This is a genomic window from Pseudoalteromonas sp. Z1A2 (assembly GCF_011378755.1).
GTDB classification, from domain to species: domain Bacteria; phylum Pseudomonadota; class Gammaproteobacteria; order Enterobacterales; family Alteromonadaceae; genus Pseudoalteromonas; species Pseudoalteromonas distincta.
The window spans coordinates 20,777-44,726 of record NZ_WTKX01000004.1 but is presented as its reverse complement, the minus strand read 5'-3'; the positions used below and the strand labels follow the sequence as shown (position 1 = coordinate 44,726).

Genomic DNA, 23,950 nt, shown 5'->3' with positions numbered 1-23,950 from the left:
TTATTTAAACTGCCAATCGTATAGTTGAATTTTAATTTTTATTTGTTGGTGCTTTAACGTCAGTTTAGTAGGTAACCAGTAACCTGCGTTTTGTACATAGGCGCCATAATCTATTTGCCATTTTTTGCCTGTATTATCAAACCATAATACTTGCTTTGCACGCCCAAGCTCATCAACAATTAAACTTTCATCGTCAATAGTGCCTTTAAGCCAGTTATCGGCATTATCAACCGGTAGTGTAAAACCCGTTAATCGTTTTAAAAGCTCTGCAGCGTTAGTATCAAAGTATTGTTCACCGTCAAACTCTAATTCAGCACCGTTAGCTGTTTGTTTAAGCGACAAAATACGAGTACCAATAAAAGTAGTCAGTATTAAATTATTGGAATTTGTTGTTTGCTGCCAATTTAAGTTTGCAGATTGACGCTCTTCTGGGCTAATAAATGCAAGTTTACCTTCTACTTGCCAAGTTTTTTGAGCAGCTAAACGTGGTTTCCAATCATCATAAAGTGTTGTTTTTGTATCAATTTGATGAGCACAGCCACCTAAAAACAAAAAAAACATGAATAAAATCAAATATTGTCGAATCAAATGTTGTTCCTTACTTTCCATATTCCGCTGATTTTTGGTAAAATTACCGCCTTTGAAGTAGGGCTCAGCAATATTTGGCAAATATGACCATAATAGCACTAGGTATAAATCACAAAACCGCATCCGTAGAATTACGTGAAAAAGTGGCTTTTTCGCCTGAGCAAATTTCAGAGGCGTTGCAACAATTAAGTGGCCATGCCGACTTTAATGAAGCGGTTATTGTGTCTACCTGCAATCGAACCGAGATCTATTGTAGCCTCGCTCAGCAAAATTCCCAAACACTGTTGAGCTGGCTTGCCAGTTTCCATGGTTTGGATGAACATGAACTGAGCAAAAACACTTATTGCTACGAAGATAACGATGCTATTAATCACTTAATGCGCGTGGCGTGTGGGTTGGATTCTTTGGTGTTGGGCGAACCGCAAATTTTGGGGCAAATAAAACAATCGTTTTTTAGTGCTAAAAACCACGATGCAGTAGGTGTTACGTTTGATAGGTTGTTTCAAAAAACATTTTCAGTAGCGAAACAAGTTAGAACTGAAACCGATATTGGCGCAAGTGCTGTATCGGTAGCGTTTGCTGCAGTTAACTTGGCAAAGCATATTTATGGCAAGCTTGATAAGACCAATGTGTTATTAATTGGCGCAGGTGAAACCATTGAATTGGTTGCTAAACATTTATACCAAAATGAGCCTCAAAATATCACTGTTGCAAATAGAACTATTGAGCGAGCTCGTAACTTAGCTGATGAAGTGTCGGCAGATGTGATTGCTTTGGCGCAATTGCCTGAGCGTTTGCATAAAGCCGATATAGTGATTAGTTCTACAGCCAGCACTTTGCCTATTATTGGTAAAGGGGTGGTTGAGCAGGCGCTAAAGCAGCGACGTCACAAACCTATGCTATTTATAGATATAGCGGTTCCGCGTGATATAGAAAGCCAAGTTGGGGAGCTAGATGCTGCCTATTTATATTCCGTTGATGACTTACAAACCATTGTAAGCGAGAATATGGCAGCGCGCGAGCAAGCTGCACAGCAAGCGCAAATAATTATTACTGAACGCACCAAAGAATTTGCAATGTGGATGCGTTCACTCGATTCGGTAGATTTAATCCGCCATTATCGAAACGATGTACAAACAATTAAGTCTGAACTTGTAGAGCGTGCTGTTAGTCAGCTCAATACAGGTAAAGATGCAGAAAAAATTATATTAGAGCTCGCCAATAAATTAACCAATCGCTTAATGCACGCGCCTACCCGTGCAATACAAGATGCAGCGAAAAAAGGTGAAGTGGCGCAGCTAAACCAGTTGAAAAAAATGTTAGGTATTGATCAGGAATAACCGTTAAATGAAAGAGTCTGTTTATAATAAATTAGAAACCTTAGTAGAGCGTTACGAAGAAGTACAAGCGCTGCTAAGCGACCCGTCGGTCATTAGTGATCAAAACCGTTTTCGTGCGCTTTCAAAAGAGTATTCTGAGCTTGAAGAGATTGTAAAAACGTTTTTAAACTATAAAGAAACGCAAGACGATTTAGCCAGTGCAGAAGAAATGCTTAAAGATTCTGACCCTGAAATGCGTGAAATGGCGCAAGAAGAATATAAAGAAGCAAAAGCACAAATACTAGTGATTGAAGATCAAATTCAAGTATTAATGTTGCCAAAAGATCCGCGAGATAACAACAACGTTTTTGTTGAAGTACGTGCAGGGACGGGCGGCGATGAAGCGGCTATTTTTGCTGGTGACTTATTTCGTATGTACAGCCGCTACGCAGAAAATAAAAAATGGAAAGTAGAAGTTGTAAGCACCAATGAAGGTGAGCATGGCGGTTACAAAGAAGTTATTGCAAATATCAGTGGCGAAGGCGTTTACGGTCAATTAAAGTTTGAATCAGGTGTACACCGCGTACAACGTGTGCCAGAGACTGAATCACAAGGTCGTGTTCATACCTCTGCGTGTACTGTTGCGGTTATGGCAGAAGTACCAGAAGCTGAAGCGATACAAATTAATACAGCAGATTTAAAAGTTGATACATTTCGTGCATCAGGCGCAGGTGGTCAGCATGTAAATAAAACTGATTCTGCTATTCGACTTACACATATACCTACCGGTGTTGTGGTGGAGTGTCAGGATCAGCGTTCGCAACATAAAAACCGCGCTAAAGCGATGTCAGTACTTGCAGCTCGACTGCAACAAGCTGAAGATGAAAAACGCCATGCGGCAGAAGCCTCTGAACGTCGTGACTTGGTAGGTAGTGGCGATCGTTCTGAGCGTATTCGTACTTATAACTACCCGCAAGGTCGTATTACCGATCACCGTATTAACTTAACACTTTATCGTTTAAACGAAGTGGTAGCCGGTGATTTAAGTGCGATTATTGACCCATTAATGCAAGAGTATCAAGCTGACTTACTTGCGGCCATGGGCGACGAGTAATTGTGGCTCACACTCTTGAACAAGCAATTGCTGCAGGTGCTGACTTATTAGCACTTAGCAGCGAAAGTGCTAAATTAGATGCACAAGTTTTACTTCTTCATATACTTCAAGAACCTCGCAGTTACCTTTTTACTTGGCCAGAACATGCGCTTAGTGATGAGCAACAATCGCAGTTTAATGTATTTATCCAAAGACGTTTAAAAGGTGAACCAGTAGCCCATATAACTGGGCTGCGTGAATTTTGGAGCTTATCGCTTGAAGTTAACGCAACGACCCTAATACCTCGACCAGATACTGAAACATTAGTCGAGCAAGCACTTGAAATAGCGCTACCCGCTACAGCAAAGGTGCTTGATTTAGGCACAGGTACTGGTGCAATAGCGTTGGCACTGGGTAGTGAAATGCCTAGTTGGCAAATTACTGCAGTAGATAGAGTAAGCGATGCAGTTGCACTTGCTACACGTAACCAGCAGCGATTAGCGATTAATAATGTACATGTTAAACAGAGTAACTGGTTTAGTGAGTTGCATGGCGAAAAATTCAATTTAATTGTCACTAACCCTCCTTATATAGAAAGTAGCGATATACATTTAAATCAGGGTGATGTGCGCTTTGAGCCTCTATCGGCATTAGTGGCTGATGATTGCGGAATGTCTGATATTAAACAAATAATTACACAATCACGTGACTATTTGTCATCTAATGGCTATCTTTTAATAGAACACGGTTTTGAGCAAGGTGAAGCTGTACGTCATTTCTTTGAAAAAATGGCGTTTGTTAATATTAAAACAGTGAAAGACCTTGGTAACAATGACCGTGTAACACTTGCACTGTGGCCCTAGAGAATAATAATTGCCTACTAGTGCGTTAAATAATGCCATGAAGGAATTTCGACTATGATGGGTGATTTTTTATTTTCAGATGAACCAGAAGAAACAATCGATGAGATTGAACACGGTACCTGGAAAGTATTAATCGTTGATGATGAACCTGAAGTACATGCTGTTACAAAACTAGCACTGAGTGATTTTGAATTTCAAAATAAACGCTTAGAGTTTATTAGTGCCTACTCAGGTGCTGAAGCGAAAGAGCTCATAAAAGAGCATCCAGATGCCGCTATTGTGCTACTTGACGTGGTAATGGAAACCGACGACGCTGGTTTGCAGGTTGCTAAGTTTATTCGTGAAGAAGCTAAAAATAATCATATACGGATTATTTTAAGAACAGGCCAACCTGGCCAGGCACCTGAACGTCAAGTCATTATTAATTATGATATTAACGATTACAAATCGAAAACGGAGCTAACGGCTCAAAAATTATTTACTGTTATTATGTCGAGCCTACGCTCGTATCGGGATATTATTTCGATTGAGCAGTCACGCGAAGGGCTTGAGAAAATAATTATAGCGTCTCGTGATATTTTTTCTGCGCATTCAATAGAGCACTTTATTGAAGGCGTTATGCAGCAATTAACATCTTTATTGGGTATTGCTGATCAAGCTATGTATGCCACCACTTTAGTTGCACAAAACCCAGAACATGAAAAAAATAAAAAACTAATAGTTTGCTCTGGCACTGGCGATTTTGAAAAAAGTGAAGGTAAAGAGCTTGATGAGGTATTACAAGCTGAGCAGTTAAGTGCGTGTCATCAGGCGCTTAATGATAAAAGTATCATTTATAAAGATAATTACTTATTTGCGTACTGCAGTAGTGAGTACAATCATAATTCAATGCTGTTCATATCAGGTGTCCCAAAGGATTTAACGGATACTCAGCGTCATTTAATCAAAATATTTTCTCAAAATGTGCAACTTGCCTTTGAAAATGTGCAGCTTCAGTCTGAAATAGAAGCGACACAACAAGAGCTTGTTTATAGGTTAAGTGAAGCAGTAGAGCAGCGCTCAACCGAGACAGGTAATCATGTTAAACGTGTAGCACATATTTGTCATATTTTAGCTGAGGGCTATGGTTTATCTAAACATGATGCAGATTTAGTAAGGTTGGCGTCTCCTCTTCATGATGTAGGTAAAGTGGGTATTCCTGATGCGATTTTAAACAAACCAGCAAAGTTAGAACCTCAAGAATGGGAAGTGATGAAAACCCATACTGATAAAGGCTATACTATTTTAAAAGACTCTCCCCATGAAATTGTGAGTACAGGTGCAATTATTGCAAAAGAGCATCATGAAAAATGGGATGGGTCTGGTTACCCACAAGGTCTAAGCGGAAACGCAATTAATGTATTTGGTCGCATAGTCGCACTTGCTGATGTATACGATGCACTTCGCCATAAACGGTGTTATAAAGAGCCTTGGACATTACAAAATGTGGTTGATGAAATTAATGCTGAAAAAGGCACACATTTTGAACCAAAAATGGTTGAAGTATTTAACGAAAAGCTTGATGAGTTAGAGGCGGTTCTTAGCCGTTTTCCTGATTAGATTTTTATAAAACAGAAGTACAGGGGCATATGGATTATTTAGCAGTAAAGCACTCGCACATGGCAATTGCGATGTTAAGTGTAATATTATTTTATGTTCGCGCTTTTTCGCGAATGGGCAGTGGTAAATTAGCAAAAAATAAAGTGGTAATGATTGGTAGTCACAGTATAGATACTTTGTTATTAGTGTCTGCACTTACGCTTATATTTATGGCTAAAATTAATCCGTTTGAACAATATTGGCTATTAGAAAAAATAGTTTTAGTGGTTATATACATTGGTATTGGGGCTAAAAGCGCCCGACAAACTAAAATGGCGGCTAAAGTTGCTTACGTTTTAGTTAACACTGCTGTTATTTTAGCGATAGGTTATTTAGCGACGTCTAAATCAGTTTTTTTGCTTTAAGTAATATCTGACTATTTGAGCTTTATAGGTGTTTTGTAAAGCTCAAATACAACTCCCTCTCAGAAAATATTCAAATACACCTCTATATTGGTATATAGCTTTAAAGTTAGGTAAACTACGCCTTCGTTTTCTAAAATGTTGCAGTATTAATGACTACCCTCGGGTTTGACGAACACGATGAATCTTATCTTGATGATGCTTACGATGAATTTACACCTCCAGCGATTTACCGCTGTATTAAAGCAGAGTCAAAGTGGGACCCTCAGATAGATTTAACACCATGTTATGAAACTTTAACTGACTTTGAACAGCAAATTTCAGCGCTGTGTTTAAAAGTGAGTGATGAGCACGATCGCCTCGAAAAATTATTAGATATGTTTTACAGTGATTGGCTATTTAGTGCATCAGGTTTAAAAGTGCCTGAATATAAATTAAATACATTAAGCTATACGCTTTCTATGCGCAGTGGTTCACCTACAACACTGGCAATTATACTTTGTCATTTTTTACAACAAGCTAACTGTGACGCGAACCTTAGTCTTACCCAAGGTGATGTTGGCGTACATGTGGCGATTAGTGATGAAGAAGGCTACATAATAGAGCCAAGCAGTGGACAACAAAGTTGGTATATTATCCCTGAAAACGCAGATGAAGATGATGGTCAAGAGCAAGAGCCACTAGAACTGATTTTTGATGACGAAGTATATAAGTTATTTTTAGCTCAGCAAAAATGGTCTTTCATTAGCGAAAATAAATTTGGTCATGCTTTAACCTGTGTAGAGATGCTAATGGAGTTAATAGGCGACGATCCGTATGAGAGACGCGACAGAGGTTACTTATTAAATCAGCTCGGTTGCCCTAAAATGGCACGTGATGATTTACAGTTTTTTGTAGATGAGTGTCCGGACGATCCTGCAATAGAGATTATTCAACACCAAATAGAAGAACTAGAAGATAATAATAAAACGCACCATTAAGAATAGGAATAATTATGGTTGAAACTCAAAGCGCATTAATTACAAATGATGCCGTTGTGCTTGGTTTGCTTGCTATTATTTTGGGGTTTATTTTTAAAACCTCAAACAGTGAGCGTCCAGCTTTAAAACGATTTTATAAATACGTACCTGCTTTATTACTGTGTTACTTTTTACCTTCGTTATTAAATACCTTTGGTATTGTAGATGGTAATAAATCTAATGTTTATTATGTGGCTTCGCGCTACTTACTACCTGCCTGTTTAATACTACTTACCATTAGTATTGATTTAAAAGCGATTATTAACTTAGGTCCTAAAGCACTTATTATGTTTTTAGTGGGTACTTTAGGCATTGTTATTGGTGGGCCATTAGCTATTTTAGTAGTGAGCGCATTTGACCCAAGTATTGTTGGTGGGCATGGCCCAGATGCCGTATGGCGCGGTATGACAACTGTTGCAGGTAGCTGGATTGGCGGCGGTGCTAACCAAGCATCAATGAAAGAAATGTTTGAAGTTGGTGGTGATATATTCTCAGTAATGATTACAGTCGATGTAATTGTCGCTAATATTTGGATGGCTGTTTTATTGTTAATGGCAGCAAATCATAAAAAGATTGATGCAGCGACGGGTGCTGATACAAGCGCAATTGAAGATTTGAAAAAGCGTGTGGAAGAATATCACGCAGAACATGCACGCATTCCAACTCTTAATGATTACATGACGCTGATTGCAATTGCATTTGGTATAACTGGCTTAGCACACTTTTGCGCTGACTTTTTGGGGCCGTACTTTGGCACTACTTATGAATGGGCAAAAGAATACAGCTTAAACAGTAAATTCTTTTGGCTAATTGTTATATCAACAACGATTGGTATAGGCTTATCGTTTACTAAAGTGAGGCAAATAGAAGCGTTTGGCGCTTCAAAAGTAGCTTCTAGCTTTTTATATATTTTGGTTGCATCGATTGGTTTACACATGAATGTAACCGCTATTTTCAATAACCCTGGGCTATTTTTAGTGGGTGCAATTTGGATGTTAGTGCATGCAAGTATCATGTTAATTGTGGCTAAACTGATTAAAGCACCGTTATTTTATATGGCTGTGGGTTCTCAGGCTAATGTGGGCGGCGCAGCGTCAGCACCTGTTGTCGCATCAGCGTTTCATCCGTCACTAGCGCCTGTTGGTGTCTTGTTAGCTGTACTAGGCTACGGTGTGGGTACTTATATGGCTTATATTTGTGGATTAATGATGCAAGCAGTTGCACCTTAAGGAATTTAAATGAAAGACCAAATTATTAAAATTAATGAAATTGAACTTGCAAACAATAAACCGTTTGTACTGTTTGGTGGTATTAACGTATTAGAATCTCGCGATTTAGCAATGCGTGTTGCAGAGCATTACGTAGAAGTTACGACGAAACTAAATATTCCTTATGTATTTAAGGCCTCATTTGATAAAGCTAATCGCTCTTCAATCAATTCGTACCGTGGTCCAGGTATGGAAGAAGGTTTAAAAATATTCGAAGAAATTAAAAACACGTTTAAAATTCCACTAATTACTGACGTACATGAACCGCATCAAGCAGCACCTGTTGCAGAAGTTGTTGATGTAATTCAGTTACCTGCTTTTTTAGCGCGTCAAACAGATTTAGTTGTGGCGATGGCTAAAACAGGTGCAATTATTAATGTGAAAAAACCACAGTTTTTAGCGCCACATGAAATGCGTCATATCATTACTAAATTTAATGAAGCTGGTAATAACAACGTAGCTCTTTGTGAGCGTGGTTCTAGCTTTGGTTACAACAACCTTGTGGTTGATATGCTGGGTATGGATGACATGAAGGCAATGGCACCTGTTATTTTTGATGCAACACATGCGCTACAACGCCCTGGTGGACGAGCTGACTCTGCTGATGGTCGTCGTGCACAAGCTGCAGAGCTTGCGCGCAGCGGTATGGCATTGGGTATTGCTGGTTTATTTATCGAAGCGCATCCAAATCCTAACGAAGCTAAATGTGATGGCCCATGTGCGCTAGCACTTAGTAAGTTAGAAGGCTACTTAACGCAAATGAAAGCAGTTGATGATTTAATTAAAAGTTTTGCCCCACTTGATACAAGTGCAAGCGATTTATAATTAAGCATGATGTTTATTAAAAAGCGACTCAGGTCGCTTTTTTTATGCCTTTAATATACACAAACTTATATGATGTATATAATCTCACGCATAAGAAAAACTAATTCTAAGCTTGGTTATTATGTCAAGACGGGTACCTCCATTAAACGCATTAAAAGCCTTTGAAGCGGCTGCACGCCATTTAAGTTTTACAAAAGCTGCTGAAGAGCTCTATGTAACGCAGGCGGCAGTAAGTCATCAAATAAAAACACTTGAAGAGCATTTAGGTTTGAAGTTGTTTTTACGTAAAAACCGCTCTTTATTATTAACTGAAGAAGGCCAAGGCTATTTTTTAGATATTAAAGAGATTTTTACTCAGCTTATTGATGCAACTGAAAAGCTATTAGCTCGTGGCGCTAAGGGCTCACTAACGGTAAGCCTAACCCCTAGTTTTGCTATTCAGTGGTTAGTGCCTCGTTTGAGTTTGTTTAATGAGTTACATCCAGAGATAGATGTGCGAATAAAAGCACAAGACCAAGATGAAAACTCACTCACTGATGACGTAGATATTGCTATTTATTATGGAAGGGGTCATTGGAATGGCGTACAAGCGTACAAGCTTCATACCGAATATTTAGTACCACTTTGTAGTCCTATGTTATTAAGCGGGGTAAAGCCGCTTGATCAACCTAGTGATTTAGCGCATCACACACTATTACACGACACGACACGTAAAAACTGGAAAACGTGGATGAAAACCGCAGGCGTGCGTAACATCCAGGTAAATCAAGGGCCTATATTTAGCCACTCCTCTATGGTGTTACAAGCAGCGGTACATGGACAAGGTGTGGCAATTGGCAATAGTGTATTAGCTAAACCCGACATAGACGCAGGGCGTTTGGTAATTCCGTTTAATCATAGCCTAGAGAGTAAAAATGCGTATTACTTAGTGCTTCGTGAGTCGCAAACAGAGCTTGGTAAAATAGTTTCGTTTAAAGAGTGGATGCTGAGCTTAGTAGAGCATGAGCAAGAACATGAGTATTAATAATGATTGAATGGTTTAAAAGCACGGAGCAACCTGCAATAGCACAGTTTATATTTGCACATGGCGCAGGTGCTGGTAGCGATTCTGACTTTATGCAGCACATGGCAAAATTAATAAGCGAGCAGGGTGTTGATGTTGGTTTATTTGATTTTGAATATATGCAAATCGCTAAACAAACTAATAAACGCAGGCCTCCTGAGCGAGCACCAAAGTTACTTATTTATTATGAACGAGTGCTAACGAATGCGCAGCCAGATTTACCGTTGTTTATAGGGGGTAAATCGATGGGCGGTCGCATGGCATCAATGCTTGCATGTAGTACAGAGCAAAGCCTTTCAGGTGTTATAGCATTTGGTTATCCATTTCATCCGCCGGGTAAGCCAGAAAAATTACGCACCGATCATTTTGCTGATATTGTTTGCCCTTTTTTAGTATTACAGGGCGAGCGAGATACATTTGGCACACGTGAAGAACTTCTTACTATGAAAATGCCAAAGCAGCCTTTGTTTACTTGGCTGAGTGATGGCGATCATTCATTAAAACCACGTAAAAAAAGTGGCGTAACTGAGCTGCAAAATAGAGCAACAGCAGCGTTAAGTGCCGTTGAATTTATTAAGCAACAAATTGAGATACGTTAAGACTTGAGCAGGGGGTTAGATGATTAAATTATTTTTAATGACCGGTAGTATTTTTTGTATGCTTTCGGTGATGTTAGGTGCATTTGCTGCCCATGGTTTAAAAAGCCGCTTATCGGAGTATTCATTAGGCGTTTTTAAAACGGCTGCTGAGTATCAAATGGTACATGGACTTGCACTTATTGCGGTGGCTATTTTAATTAAATGGGGCATAAACCTGAGTTGGGCTGGTGGCTTTTTTATAATGGGCACACTACTTTTCAGTGGTAGTTTATATTTACTCGCTCTAACAGGAATGAAGTGGCTTGGGCCTATAACACCGCTTGGTGGGTTGTGCTTTATTATTGGTTGGATTGTTATTTTAGTGCAAGTTGCACGATTTAAGTTTTAAAGAGTTTAAGGGTTAATATGTCTAGTGTTGTGATTTTTTGTCGTAGTGGTTTTGAAAACGATGCCGCTGCTGAAATAACGTTTCATGCTGCAGAGCAAGGTTTTGCAGGGTATGTAAAAGCAAAACCAAATACAGGTTATGTTGTTTACGAATGTTTTGAAGCGCATCACAGCGACGAAATAATCAAAAAAGTTGATTTTAAAAACATGGTGTTTGCACGTCAATGGTTTGCCGGCACATTACTTGAAAACATGCCACTAGAGGACCGTGTGAGCGCAGTAGTTGAAGCTGCTAAAGATTTTACATTATGCTCAGAACTGCGCGTTGAAACGCCAGACACAAACGAAGGCAAAGAGCTTTTAACGTTCTGTAAAAAAATCTCAACACCGCTTAAAAAAGCCCTCGAAAAACAAAATACTGTACTACGTGAGCCAAAAGCAAATCGCCCAGTAATGCATGTCATGTTTTTAACAAACAATACGGCTTATGTTGGTTACTCGTATAGCTTTAATAATTCTCCATTTTTCATGGGTATTTTGCGCCTTCGTATGCCAAGCGATGCACCGAGTCGCTCAACGTTAAAACTCGATGAAGCATTTAACGTATTTATACCTGAGCAACAACGCGAGTCACGCGTAGCTGCCGGTATGCGCAGTGTTGATTTAGGTGCATGCCCAGGTGGTTGGACTTATCAGCTTGTACGCCGTGGTATGTTTGTAAGTGCGATTGATAACGGCCCAATGAATGACGATTTAATGCAAACTGGGCAAGTTAAACATTTTAGAGCCGACGGTTTTAAATATCGCCCAGAAAAAAGAAATATTACTTGGTTAGTGTGCGATATGGTGGAAAAACCGACCAAAGTGACTACGCTAATGATTGACTGGGCAGTAAATGCATACGCAAAAGAGTTTATATTTAACTTAAAGCTGCCTATGAAAAAACGCTTTGATAGTGTTTATGAATGTCTTTCGATGATCAGAAAAGAGCTTGAGAAACAAGGTATCAATTACGAGTTGCAAGCTAAACATCTATATCATGATCGTGAGGAAATAACCGTTCATTTAAACGTTACTAAGGTGCCACAAAATTTGTATAGTTAATATGTAGAGGCTAAAAGTGGTAAAAAACAATATTAATAAATGGCTAAGTTTACTTTTTTTATCACTTTTAATCACAGGTTGTGGCGGGGGAGGCGAAAGTAGTGATACAACTACGCCCTCTGGTAACGCTGCGCCCAGTGTTACGCTTTCAGTTAGCAGTAACGTTATTACTTCTAATCAATCATTTACTATTACAGCGCTTGCAAGTGATAGCGACGGACAAATTGCCAGCTATCAATGGCAACAACTTAGCGGGCCCGAGTTTACGTTTACCTCTAACGGTAACACGCTTACAGCCACTGCACCTAGTGTAACAACCGATACGACCTTTAGCTTTTCGGTTACAGTTACTGACAACTCAGGTGCTACTGCACAACAAGTTTTTTCAGGCACTATCACCTCTCAAAATAATGCTCCTACAGTTAATATAACAGGCCCAAGTAGTGCACTTGCCAGCACACAAGTTAGTTTAGTTGCTAACGCTCAAGATACAGATGGCACTATAAGTAATATTAATTGGATTCAGTCTGCTGGGGACAATGTTGAGTTTTCACAAACTGATGGAGTCCTTAGTTTTACCGCCCCTAATGTATCTGAAAATACAACACTAGGTTTTAGCGTAACCGTAACTGACAATGCAGGTAAAAGCGCTCAAGCGAGTAAAACGGTTTTAATTAATCAAGTAAATAGCGCGCCAACAGTCATTGTTACAGGCCCTGAAGAAGCTGAAAAAGGTGACAGTGTAACCTTAGTTGCAGATGCACAAGACAGCGATGGTAGTATTAATAGCATAACTTGGCAGCAAATAAGTGGTCCTGTAGTTGAACTTACTCAAACACAAACAAGCATTAGCTTTAATGCGCCCACTGTTTCACAAAATACCAATGTTACATTTGTGGTTACTGTAACCGATGACGATAACGCTACAAATAGCGCTCAAAAAACAGTTGTAGTATTAGCACCAAACAATCCACCAACTGCAGATGATGTAAGTATTAGCGTGCAATATAATCAAGCCACAGAATTTAGTTTAGTAGTTAACGATGCCGATAACGATACCGTTCAGATTGATTTTGGTGATGATTTAAATGGTGCACAAATTAGTGTTATTGATGCACAAGCCTTACTTTTTAGCTACACGCCTCCTGCAAACAGTATCACTTCACAAAGCTATACGTTAACTGCGTCTGATTCAAAAGACACAACCGAATTTACCCTGAATATTACTGTGGTTGATTCAACGCCCGCTACAATTAGTAACGTAACACCCCAAAGTAATAATGACCCAGTTCTTGTAGATAGCCCTGTTAGTATTACATTTTCAGATATTATGCTAACGAGCACTTTAGCAGTTAATTCTAGTAGTGGTGCTTGTACAGGAAGTGTACAAGTGTCAGCAGATGATTTTACTACTTGCTTGGCCTTAAATATTGAAAGTTTGTCGGGTACTACTAGTGACACAAGTACTTATTTTCATAATGTAAATGTAAGCGCAAGCTTTAATGAAGATACCCAATATATTGTCCGTGTTACAGCTGATTTAACTAATTTTGATGATACGGCCATTGAAACGCAAACAGCTACTTCTTTTACTACCTCTAGCCAAGATATAAAAATAACGGAAGTTTCTTCTGTGCAATTTAGTAACGACTTACCTTGGATTGAAATTTATAACGGCACAGGGGCTGCTGTAAACTTACAGAGTTATTCGCTTAAATCCCGCAGTATTAATATGATTAATAGCTCGACTAGTGCGCAGACAACTTTTTCACTGCCCAATAAAGAGCTTGAAAATGGTGAGTACCTTATTTTACAAAGTAAGTTTGGAGATGATTTTTTAGTAAATGCGTCAGTTAACAACCCTAAAATAGCGCTTGTAGGTAATGCTAGTGATGAAATTAGACCTTATTGGTACATAAACGGTTTTGTAGAATTACTTAATAGTGCAGGTACACAAACAATCGACTTTGTAAAATTTGGTAACTCAGTACAAGAACCAGTAACGCCATCACAATGGCAAGGTAGTAACGCAGAGCAAATCATTTCCGAGCAAGGAGGCAGCTTAAAGCGCGATCTTAATGCGAAAGACACTAATCAAAGTACTGATTGGAGTTATTCTGTGTTTAACACACCCGCTGGGCCAAACAATATAAATTGCACAATAGATGATGATGAGGATGGTATTCCTGATTGCGCTGAGCAACAGGGTACAACATTCGCGGGTTTACCACTTTATGAGTGGGGGGCGCGTACCGCACAAAAAGATATATTTATTGAAGTTGATTATATGGACAGCAGTGATGTAGGTATTACTCCACATCGAACAGCACTTGAAAAAGTAGCCACTGTTTTTGCAGAAAAAGGCTATACAGTCCACTTTGACGTAGGTGATTTGTTTGATCAAAATACAAATACAGCACCGCAAAACTTTGATTTAGGTGGCGGAAATCTTGTCCCTTTTAATAGCTATACCCCGTTTGAATACGATTTAAGTAGCCCTAATTTATTTGCTTATAAAATGGAATATAGCGATATAACTCGCAGGCCCATTTTCCATTATTTATTAATGGCAAGTAGTGGTAACGAAGACGGTAGTATTAGTGGTTCGGGTATTGCTGAGATAAGCGGTAATGATTTAATGGTAACTATGGGGGGCTGGGGTTTAACGCTTGATACGCAAGTAGCAACCAATGTAACTTATAATTATCAAGCATCAACAATATTTCATGAGTTAGGTCATAACTTAGGTTTATACCATGGCGGTGATGAAGAAGTTAATTTTAAGCCTAATCATTTAAGCTCTATGAATTATTTATATCAATTAGCGGGTTTATCAACAATAGGTAATAACGAAGGCGACCGCTACTATGAGCGTTTTTACCCAGGCAATGCTAGTTGCGATATTGCACCAAATACAAATAGTCATTTAGGCTCTACGGATGATTTTATTATTGATTATTCAAATGGTAGTTCAGCAGATTTAAATGAAAGCACCATACTTGAAGTACAGGGGTTAAATAGAAATAGCTCACTACCTGTTGATTTTAATTGTAATGCAATTAACACCGAAAGCTTAACCAGCTTTGATACTAACCAAGATAATACAATATCAATACTGAGTGATGTAGATGAGTGGAGCATGCTTAATTTACAGTTTTATATGCAAAGTGCAGGTAATCGATTTGGCGTGCCAAATACAAATAACAGTAAGGTGCATAATTTACAAAGCTCGCCTGCTAATATTGAAACGCTGCCCAGTTATATAAAAGAAGCACAGCCAAGTAGTGCAATTATTGCTGAGTTAAAAGCAATTAAAGAGCAATAGTATGAAGCCAATGCTAAGCACTAAGTCTATTATCTTGAGTAGTTTTTTTAGCTTACTAATAGCGTGTAGCGATACTAACAATGCACGTGAGTGGTTACTAAAAAATGATAATTTGTATTATAAAAATACAGCTGTTGACTGGCGAATTGAATCAGTAAAGGGCTGTAATACATGCGTTATAAGCCAAGATGTTGTTTATCAGCCTGAAGGTATTAGTCGTTATAATACGTTAATGCAGAGCCAGAATTGGGTCGCGGTACATGAACTAAGTAAAATCAATGTCATTCGTTTAAAGATGCCAGACCAAACACCTTATTTATACGTAGAGCGTGTAAAAGGTCAAATACTAAAGCTGTTTGATCAGCAGCAAAACTACAGTATAAAAATTGGTGAAGTTACAGCCGTTAATATTAATAATCAGCGCTTTAGTATTTTGATTAAAAAATTTGAAGAAGTAGATAAACAAAGCGATGCACTACCAAGGCGTGCATCGCTTGAGTTTATTGCTTTAAAAATAGATTAAAAAGCACCTTAGGTGCTTTTTAATCTAGAATGCGGTGTCCTTCGGATATTGAAAAAGTTAGCAACCTTTTAATTAACTGCGATATTTTGGACGATAGTTATCTACCCATAAACGTGTTGCACCGCACACTGCGACTGGCATAACTATTAAGTTTATAAAAGGGATAGCAGTTAACAACATAACAGCAAAACCAAATCCGTATGACAAACCTTGCTTAGATTTTAAATCGTCTTTCATTTGCTTAAAGTCAATTTTATGATTATCAAACGCATAGTCTTCGTATTGAACTGCGTACATCCAACAAGTAAATAACACCCATAGTATTTGACCAATGACCGGTAAAACCCATAACAATATAAAAAAGCCAATTGCGCGAGGAAGGTAGTAGCATAGTTTTGTCCACTCACGGGCAAGCATGCGAGGTATATCCTTAACTAGTTCGGCAAAGCCGTCATCGTTAATTTTTTGACCTGTTAGGTAAAGCTCAACTTTTTCACTCAAGAGCGCATTGAAAGGGGCTGCAATAAAATTAGTGATAACTGTAAAGAGCATACTATAGCTAAACAAAACAACTAATACAGCAATAGGCCACATTAGCCACTCTAACCAGCTTAACCACTCGGGGAGCATGTTGTTTATGTAGCTAAAACTATCACTTAACCAGCCAACTAAAAAAAACAGCGAGCTACCAAACAGCAAAATATTAATTAATAGCGGAATAAGGACAAAACGCTTTAGCCCTTTTTGGCTAATTAATTTAAACCCCGAAAGAAAGTATTCCATACCTTGTGTGATCTGCACTGTAACCTCAAAAAATATTTACCATTACTTATAGTATAAATAGCTTAAAAATTTTGAACAGTACTTTTAAGTAACAAAGTGTTAGCTTTAATATTGTGGTTTTGTTTATATAGTAACAATAGGTGTTCAGTAATATGCAACTATGATTATTTAAGACAGGCCCGATTATTTTTTGCCAATAAAATAAAAAACTTACTAATCATGACTATACTGAACTTTACTGCGTAAGAAAAAAGCGCTTGATTAAAGCTTTTGTTGTTTCAATGTGTATAAATAATACGGGTAAAGGAAAATGGGTACGGATAGGTTAAAAAAGTTATTATCTCACCAGCAAGGCATTTTATCTAAAATTGCATTAGGGGTACCTTTAAGTGAGGTGCTTACTGAAATTTGTTCATCAATCGAGCAGATTATTGATGATGAATCCGCTAGGTGTTCAATTTTATCAGTTAAAGGCCAGCAGCTTTTTCATTGCGCAGCTCCTAATATTCATCCAGAGTACTGTAGTTTGCTTAATGGAGTCTATATAGGGCCAAAAGTGGGCTCATGTGGTACTACTGCATTTTCGAAATCGCGCACTATTGTTGAAAATATCGAAACTTCACCGCTGTGGGAGGACTTTAAAGACTTAGCACTAAAGTTTGGTCTTAAGTCATGTTGGTCAACGCCTATTTTCTCAACTCAAGCCGATTTATTAGGCACCTTTGCTATCTATCACAGCACTCCTAAATCACCATCAAAGCAAGATTTAGAGTTAATCGATTTTTTTGTGCACTTTTCTAGTATCGCTCTTGAAAAAAGTAACGAATTTAACAAAGCAAAACAGCTTCTCGCGAATTTACAGCAAAGTAATGAAAAGTTTAAAGCCTTCACTAAGGTAATGCCCGATCTCATCCTTATTTTAAGTGAAGAGGGAATTTATACCGATGTGTATGGTACTTCTAATGAGTTACTGCTTGATTCAAGCAAGGACCTTATTGGTCAAAGTGTTAAGGACCTGCTTTCTCAAGACGATGCACAAATGATAATGGACGTTATTAAAAAAACACTCTCGACCAACGAGACGCAAATTTTTGAATATGAATTAGCTGTACCAAAGGGGAATATAGTTTTTGAAGGCAGGGCTGCTGCATTAGATCATTACCACCCCAATAGTCCTACAAAAAGGCACGTAGTATGGATGGCCAGAGATATTTCAATAAAGAAAAAGGCCGAACAAGAAGTACATAAGCTTGCCTTTTATGACCCATTAACGAATCTTCCAAATAGAAGAATGCTTAGCGACAAATTAAGCATGTGTGTGGAGAGTGTTAAGCGTGATAAAAATATAGGGGCGTTATTATTTTTAGACCTAGATAATTTTAAGCGTATTAATGATTCACTTGGGCACAGTGCGGGTGATGAAGTACTTGTGGAATTATCAAAAAGGTTAAGCGCAATAATAAAAGGATCTGATACGTTGGCCAGAGCGGGTGGCGATGAGTTTATTATTTTACTAAAACACGTTGGAGAAAATACACAGCAGGCGAGCATCGAGTGCAAAATAGTAGCCAAAGAGATCCAAAGAGCTTTTCATGATAAATTTGAAGTGGGCAACCTTGCATTTCAAGTAAGCTGCAGCATAGGTATTTGTCTAATTGATAGCGTAAATGCGCAGGCAGGCAATATATTAAAATTTGCAGACACGGCTATGTATCGTTCTAAAAATAAAGGGGGGAATAGCAGTAGCTTTTACGATCCAGCCTTACAAACACTGCTTGAAAAACAAACTGAACTAGAAACAGATATAGTCAGAGCGATTGCATCTGATGAGTTTTGTGCTTATTTTCAGCCTCAGGTAAATACGTATGGTGATGTTATTGGTGCTGAAGCACTCATTAGGTGGAACCATCCTCAAAAAGGGTTAATAGCGGCAAACGAATTTATACCAATTGCAGAGCAATACGGGCTTATTCAAAAACTACAAAATATTGTTTTACATGATATATGTATTTTAATAAACGAACTTAAAGCAGATAACATAATTGACGACTCGTTTAGTGTTTCAATTAATATTAGTCAAAGCCAGTTTAATTCATCAAATTTAAAAGGAGAGCTGTTTAGCACTATCAATAAATTTGATATTCGGGCACAGCAAATTAAGTTAGAAATAACTGAGTCAATGCTCTCAAGCGATATAGATTATACAATTAGGCAAATGAAAGAACTCATTGCCGCTGGCTTTTTATTTTCGATTGATGATTTTGGAACCGGTTACTCCTGCTTAGCGTACTTAAGTGCGTTTCCTGTTAAAGAATTAAAAATAGATAAAAGCTTTATTGATAAAATTTTAGATAGCACGGTTGGCTTTAATATTGCGCAAACAATTATCAGTTTAGGAAAAAGCTTAAACTTAGAGGTAGTTGCAGAGGGCGTAGAAACAACAGAACAATATGACTTACTTAAAAAAATGAATATTGACGCCATGCAAGGCTACTTAATTGCAAGGCCGATGGATAAAGAAGGCTATGCAAAATGGCATAGCGCTAATACTAATGCGCAATAATACTTGAACACTACTATTTATTAATTAGTAATAATTTAGCAAAATTTACACACTTGCTAGGCCACTTTTGCTCTTTTAGCTGGTGAAATGTCATAACCCATATGCTAAATAAGGAGTAAAGATTTTTTAATTAAACAATGCTAAGCTATGACCGCTTAAATATATTATTTAAAGCTTAATAAACTTATAACAATGAATGGAAGCTTTATGCAGTTAGTCGATTTGAACCCGAATGATCCCGACGTGGTAAATGTATTTGATGATATAGACCGACTTATAAATTCTTTATATCCTGTGGCTACCGCACAGTCTCTGGAGTTAAACGAATTAACCTTACCTAATGTGTACGCTATTGGTTTAAAAACTGAAGAAGGTATTATTGCCTGCGGTGCGATTGTAGAGAAATTTGATACCCAGCCTTACGGCGAAATAAGACGTTTATATGTAAAACCAAGTCATCGTGGTAAAGGGCTATCAAGACGTATTATGCAGATTTTATTGCATCAAGCTGGCGAAAAACAAATCCCGTTAATACGCTTAGAAACAGGCCCAAAACAAATGAAATCAATCAATTTATATGAAAATTTAGGCTTTAAACGCTGTAGCAGTTTTGGCTCATATGTAGATAATCCACAAAGTGTTTTTATGGAATTAGGGCTTAGTAAATAAGTTCATTAACGCTGCGACATGTTAAAGCTTAATGTGTCGTAAATATCTGCCTTCATTATTATCTTGTAATAAAAGTCATACTCAAACTAGTAACTATAAAAGCAGCTTTTATAGTGATGCAAAAATACTTCACTGTTTTTAACACCTGTCTTCGTATAAAATCTGCCTCGATAATTAGTGACTAACTTACAAAGCGAGAATTTTTATCTTTTCTAAAAGTAGCAATAAACAAATGAGCGAAATAACAGTAGTAACCCACAATGGTAATTTTCATGCAGATGACGTTTTTAGTATTGCGGTACTTAAACATGTTTTGCCAACGTTTAAATTGGTACGCACACGCGATAAAGCGCTTATAGAAAGTGCCGACTACGTAATAGATGTAGGTGGGGAATACGACCCTGAAACTAATCGCTTTGATCATCATCAACGTGGTGGTGCAGGCGAGCGAGAAAATGGCATTCCTTTTTCATCATTTGGTTTAGTGTGGAAAAAATACGGCTTAGCACTGTGTGATGATAACCAGGCCGTTGCTGATAGAGTGGATTCAGGCTTAGTTTCAACTATTGACGCCATTGATTGTGGTCATGTTGAAGGTGTATCGAAAGGGATAAGCTTGAGCCAAACAATTTCAATGTTTAACCCTACATGGGAAGAAGAAAGTAACTTTGATACCTGCTTTGATGAAGCCGTTGAATTTGCAGCACGTATGCTCATTCGTTTTATCGCCTCAGCTCACGGTAGTGTTAATGCAAAAGAGATTGTCGCCAAAGCAATTGAAAATGCAGAAGATGCTAGAGTAATCGTGCTTGAAAAGTACACACCGTGGAAAAAAACAGTGCATATTTTATCAAGTGAGGCGCTATACATGGTTTACCCATCGCATTCTGGGCAATGGATATTACAAACAGTACCCGTTGAGCCTGGCTCGTTTGAAGATAGAAAACCGCTTCCTAAAGCGTGGTCTGGTTTATCTGATCAAGCGTTTGTAGATGAAACAGGTATTGCCGATGCCGTGTTCTGTCACAACGGTTTATTTATAGCGGGCACTAAGTCGTTTGAAAGTACAATGAAACTTGCCACTATGGCGCTTAGCGAATAACAACGCACTAAGCATAACAATTTATATAGATTGTTATGCTTGTTATTTTTGCGCGGAGCATTATGTTTGAATTAAAAACAATCGCACTTTTTATTATTACAGCCTTAGCTGAAATAGTGGGGTGCTATTTGCCCTACCTTTGGCTAAAACAAGATAAAAGCATTTTACTTTTAATTCCTGCAGCGTTAAGTTTGGTACTATTTGCATGGTTGCTATCTTTACAACCTACTGCAGCAGGGCGGGTATATGCAGCTTATGGCGGCGTATATATTTGTGTTGCGCTATTATGGTTATGGGTTGTAGATGGCGTAAAGCTTACTATGTGGGATATTATTGGTGGTTTAGTTGCACTGCTAGGTATGGCTATAATTATGTTCGCCCCAAAAAGTGCATAGCTAGCTTATACTCAATTAATCGAATTCGCTTATACACTACTGCAATTTCCTACTTTCAATACCACAGGCAATACCTAACGCTACATATGCGCCAAGTCATGATTGAAGCTGGTGGATGTATGCTAAACGTTTTTGACGTGCAGTTTTTATTCACTTTGCAGAATACATAGGTATTACTTGGTCACAACACGCAGCCTCAACTGTGAGTAATTGAGGTGTTGAGAACGTCTTGCTCTAATCCATCAAAAGTAAATTTTATAAACAAAGTAACTCAAGATGAATTTTATTGAATGAGCTAATTCATTTTTGCTAATAAAATTTATAATGAGTCATTTAAAAACAGCCATTTTTTATAACTTTTCTTATCTTTAAAAATCATCAAAGTCCTGTTTTATATATGCTAGCGGGCAATAGTTGTTTGGTTATTTTTTTAACATCAAAAATCACTCGTTACGAGTAAAAATACTTGTTGGACTTGAATCTCTATTTTTCTTTTAATGCGCGGCACTAGCCGAGTCGGCATTAATTAAATAAAAGAGAAAGATAAATGAAAGAGACAACATCACTAGAACAAGCTCGTACGAGCTACAATGTTCGTCATTGGAGCCAAGGTTTTTTTGGTATTAATGATCAAGGTGATGTGTATGTTGCGCCCAAGGCTCATGCCCCAGAGCAAACCATTGCACTAACAGATATCGCAAAGCAACTACAAGATAAAGGTTTAAGCTTACCTGCCTTAGTTCGTTTTCCGCAAATTTTACACCATCGTGTACACAGCTTATGCGGCGCATTTAATACTGCGATTGAAAACTATGGTTACCCTAAAGACTACCTATTAGTTTACCCAATAAAAGTAAACCAACAACGTGAAGTGGTTGAAGAAATAGTAGCAAGCCAAGCACAAGTAGAAAAAAAGCAACTTGGTTTAGAAGCCGGCAGCAAGCCTGAATTACTAACGGTACTAGCACTGGCTGAAAAAACCAGCGCTGTTATTGTATGTAATGGCTACAAAGATAAAGAATACGTACGTTTAGCACTTATTGGCGAAAAGCTAGGTCATAAAGTGTATATCGTACTTGAAAAGCTTTCTGAGCTAGACATGGTCCTTAGCCAAGCAAAAGAGCTTAACGTAAAACCACGCATTGGTATTCGTGTACGTTTAGCGTCGCAAGGTAAAGGTAAGTGGCAAGCGAGTGGCGGCGAAAAATCAAAATTTGGTTTATCTGCATCGCAAGTTTTACATGTAGTTAATCGTTTAAAAGGCGCAAACCAGCTTGATTTATTGCAGCTTGTGCATTTTCACTTAGGGTCACAAATGGCGAACATTCGTGACGTACGTTTAGGTGTAAGCGAAGCTGCGCGTTTTTACTGTGAGCTACGTAAACTAGGCGCAGAAATTGATTGCCTTGATGTAGGTGGCGGTTTAGCTGTTGATTATGACGGCACGCGTAGCCAGTCGCATAACTCTATGAATTACAGCTTAGCTGAATATGCGAATAACATTGTGTACACCATTGGTGATACATGTAAGCAATATGAGCAACCAATGCCGACTATTATTTCTGAGTCGGGTCGTGCGCTTACGGCGCATCATGCTGTGCTTATTTCTAATGTTATTGGTACTGAAAGTTACACGCCAGAAGAGTTAGTAGCGCCAGCGGCAGATGCCCCCCTGTTATTAAAAAACATGTGGGCATCGTTTGTACAGTTAACTGATTTAACGGATGACCGTGCATTAATTGAGATTTATCACGACAGCCAAGGTGATTTAGCTGAAGCGCATAACCAATTTGCACTCGGGTTATTAGACTTATCGCAACGTGCATGGGCTGAGCAAATTAATATTCGTATTTGTTATGAACTCAACAAGCACATGGATAATAAAAACCGTTTTCATCGTCCGATTATTGACGAGTTAAACGTACGTTTAGCCGATAAGTTTTTTGTAAACTTCTCGTTATTTCAATCCCTTCCAGATGCATGGGGCATTGATCAAGTGTTTCCGGTATTGCCATTAAGTGGCTTGACTGAAGCGCCAAAAAAACGTGCCGTATTACTTGATATAACCTGTGATTCAGATGGCGCACTTGAGCATTATGTAGATGGACAAGGTATTGAAAGCACATTACCAGTGCCAGAATTTAGTGCCGATAAACCTTATTTAATGGGCTTTTTCTTGGTGGGTGCTTATCAAGAAATTTTAGGTGACATGCATAACTTGTTTGGCGATACGCACAGCGCAATTGTCAATATGGATGAGCAAGGCGTTGCAAGTATTACCGAGATAAACCAAGGTGACACTGTGGCCGATATGATGCGCTACGTACATTTAGATGTTGAAAGTTTTCAGCAATCATACGAGCAGTTAGTAAGCACTAAAATTGAAAAACACGAACAGCAAAGCGTTTTAGACGAGTTGCAAAGCGGCCTTGATGGCTACACTTATTTAGAAGAGTTATAAG

The 23,950-nt window shown here is 38.3% G+C and carries 21 protein-coding genes; 19 read left to right on the top strand and 2 right to left on the bottom strand.

Features of this window, described 5'->3' with window-relative positions; translation table 11 throughout:
• Positions 1–588: a lipoprotein insertase outer membrane protein LolB gene (lolB, locus tag GQR47_RS04530; RefSeq protein ID WP_024594739.1), complete on the bottom strand. Its 588-nt coding sequence runs from the start codon at positions 586–588 to the stop codon at positions 1–3.
• Positions 589–671: 83 nt separating this feature from the next.
• Between lolB and hemA the strand changes: the two genes are divergently transcribed.
• The 14 genes from hemA (at position 672) to GQR47_RS04460 (ending at position 15,976) form a co-directional block, all read left to right on the top strand.
• Positions 672–1,928 (top strand): glutamyl-tRNA reductase, encoded by a 1,257-nt coding sequence (gene hemA / locus GQR47_RS04525; RefSeq protein ID WP_024594740.1) that lies wholly within the window; start codon positions 672–674, stop codon positions 1,926–1,928.
• A gap of 7 nt (positions 1,929–1,935) precedes the next feature.
• Positions 1,936–3,021, top strand: coding sequence for a peptide chain release factor 1 (gene prfA / locus GQR47_RS04520; protein ID WP_165723587.1), 1,086 nt, complete (start codon positions 1,936–1,938; stop codon positions 3,019–3,021).
• 2 nt (positions 3,022–3,023) lie between these two features.
• Positions 3,024–3,863 carry a peptide chain release factor N(5)-glutamine methyltransferase gene (prmC, locus tag GQR47_RS04515; protein ID WP_024595293.1) on the top strand — a complete coding sequence of 280 codons (840 nt, stop codon included), beginning with the start codon at positions 3,024–3,026 and terminating at the stop codon, positions 3,861–3,863.
• A gap of 54 nt (positions 3,864–3,917) precedes the next feature.
• Positions 3,918–5,462, top strand: coding sequence for a response regulator (locus GQR47_RS04510; RefSeq protein WP_024595292.1), 1,545 nt, complete (start codon positions 3,918–3,920; stop codon positions 5,460–5,462).
• Positions 5,463–5,491: 29 nt separating this feature from the next.
• Positions 5,492–5,866: a SirB2 family protein gene (locus tag GQR47_RS04505; RefSeq protein ID WP_024595291.1), complete on the top strand. Its 375-nt coding sequence runs from the start codon at positions 5,492–5,494 to the stop codon at positions 5,864–5,866.
• A gap of 149 nt (positions 5,867–6,015) precedes the next feature.
• Positions 6,016–6,843 carry a tetratricopeptide repeat protein gene (locus GQR47_RS04500; protein ID WP_002958558.1) on the top strand — a complete coding sequence of 276 codons (828 nt, stop codon included), beginning with the start codon at positions 6,016–6,018 and terminating at the stop codon, positions 6,841–6,843.
• Positions 6,844–6,857: 14 nt separating this feature from the next.
• Positions 6,858–8,111 (top strand): DUF819 family protein, encoded by a 1,254-nt coding sequence (locus tag GQR47_RS04495; RefSeq protein ID WP_024595290.1) that lies wholly within the window; start codon positions 6,858–6,860, stop codon positions 8,109–8,111.
• 9 nt (positions 8,112–8,120) lie between these two features.
• Positions 8,121–8,975: a 3-deoxy-8-phosphooctulonate synthase gene (gene kdsA / locus GQR47_RS04490; protein ID WP_002958560.1), complete on the top strand. Its 855-nt coding sequence runs from the start codon at positions 8,121–8,123 to the stop codon at positions 8,973–8,975.
• Positions 8,976–9,096: 121 nt separating this feature from the next.
• Positions 9,097–9,999, top strand: a complete 903-nt coding sequence (locus tag GQR47_RS04485) for a transcriptional regulator GcvA (protein ID WP_024595289.1) — start codon at positions 9,097–9,099, stop codon at positions 9,997–9,999.
• 2 nt (positions 10,000–10,001) lie between these two features.
• The gene (locus GQR47_RS04480) at positions 10,002–10,637 is read left to right on the top strand and encodes an alpha/beta family hydrolase (protein ID WP_024595288.1); all 636 of its coding nucleotides are present in this window, start codon (positions 10,002–10,004) and stop codon (positions 10,635–10,637) included.
• 19 nt (positions 10,638–10,656) lie between these two features.
• Positions 10,657–11,025, top strand: coding sequence for a DUF423 domain-containing protein (locus GQR47_RS04475; protein ID WP_024595287.1), 369 nt, complete (start codon positions 10,657–10,659; stop codon positions 11,023–11,025).
• 17 nt (positions 11,026–11,042) lie between these two features.
• The gene (gene rlmM, locus GQR47_RS04470; RefSeq protein WP_024603455.1) at positions 11,043–12,128 is read left to right on the top strand and encodes a 23S rRNA (cytidine(2498)-2'-O)-methyltransferase RlmM; all 1,086 of its coding nucleotides are present in this window, start codon (positions 11,043–11,045) and stop codon (positions 12,126–12,128) included.
• Positions 12,129–12,144: 16 nt separating this feature from the next.
• Complete coding sequence (locus GQR47_RS20640) at positions 12,145–15,453, top strand: lamin tail domain-containing protein (RefSeq protein ID WP_024597463.1); 3,309 nt, start codon at positions 12,145–12,147, stop codon at positions 15,451–15,453.
• A gap of 1 nt (position 15,454) precedes the next feature.
• Complete coding sequence (locus GQR47_RS04460; RefSeq protein WP_024597464.1) at positions 15,455–15,976, top strand: hypothetical protein; 522 nt, start codon at positions 15,455–15,457, stop codon at positions 15,974–15,976.
• Positions 15,977–16,048: 72 nt separating this feature from the next.
• Here the strand turns inward: GQR47_RS04460 and cysZ are convergent, their stop codons facing one another.
• The gene (cysZ, locus tag GQR47_RS04455) at positions 16,049–16,777 is read right to left on the bottom strand and encodes a sulfate transporter CysZ (RefSeq protein ID WP_024597465.1); all 729 of its coding nucleotides are present in this window, start codon (positions 16,775–16,777) and stop codon (positions 16,049–16,051) included.
• A 292-nt stretch (positions 16,778–17,069) separates the two neighbouring features.
• Between cysZ and GQR47_RS04450 the strand changes: the two genes are divergently transcribed.
• The 5 genes from GQR47_RS04450 (at position 17,070) to speA (ending at position 23,949) form a co-directional block, all read left to right on the top strand.
• The gene (locus tag GQR47_RS04450; RefSeq protein WP_024597466.1) at positions 17,070–19,322 is read left to right on the top strand and encodes an EAL domain-containing protein; all 2,253 of its coding nucleotides are present in this window, start codon (positions 17,070–17,072) and stop codon (positions 19,320–19,322) included.
• Positions 19,323–19,529: 207 nt separating this feature from the next.
• Positions 19,530–19,991, top strand: a complete 462-nt coding sequence (locus GQR47_RS04445) for a GNAT family N-acetyltransferase (RefSeq protein WP_024597467.1) — start codon at positions 19,530–19,532, stop codon at positions 19,989–19,991.
• A gap of 232 nt (positions 19,992–20,223) precedes the next feature.
• Positions 20,224–21,093 (top strand): MYG1 family protein, encoded by an 870-nt coding sequence (locus GQR47_RS04440; RefSeq protein ID WP_024597468.1) that lies wholly within the window; start codon positions 20,224–20,226, stop codon positions 21,091–21,093.
• 62 nt (positions 21,094–21,155) lie between these two features.
• Positions 21,156–21,488: a YnfA family protein gene (locus tag GQR47_RS04435; protein ID WP_024597469.1), complete on the top strand. Its 333-nt coding sequence runs from the start codon at positions 21,156–21,158 to the stop codon at positions 21,486–21,488.
• Positions 21,489–22,035: 547 nt separating this feature from the next.
• Positions 22,036–23,949 carry a biosynthetic arginine decarboxylase gene (gene speA, locus GQR47_RS04430; RefSeq protein ID WP_002958572.1) on the top strand — a complete coding sequence of 638 codons (1,914 nt, stop codon included), beginning with the start codon at positions 22,036–22,038 and terminating at the stop codon, positions 23,947–23,949.
• Position 23,950: the final 1 nt, after the last annotated feature.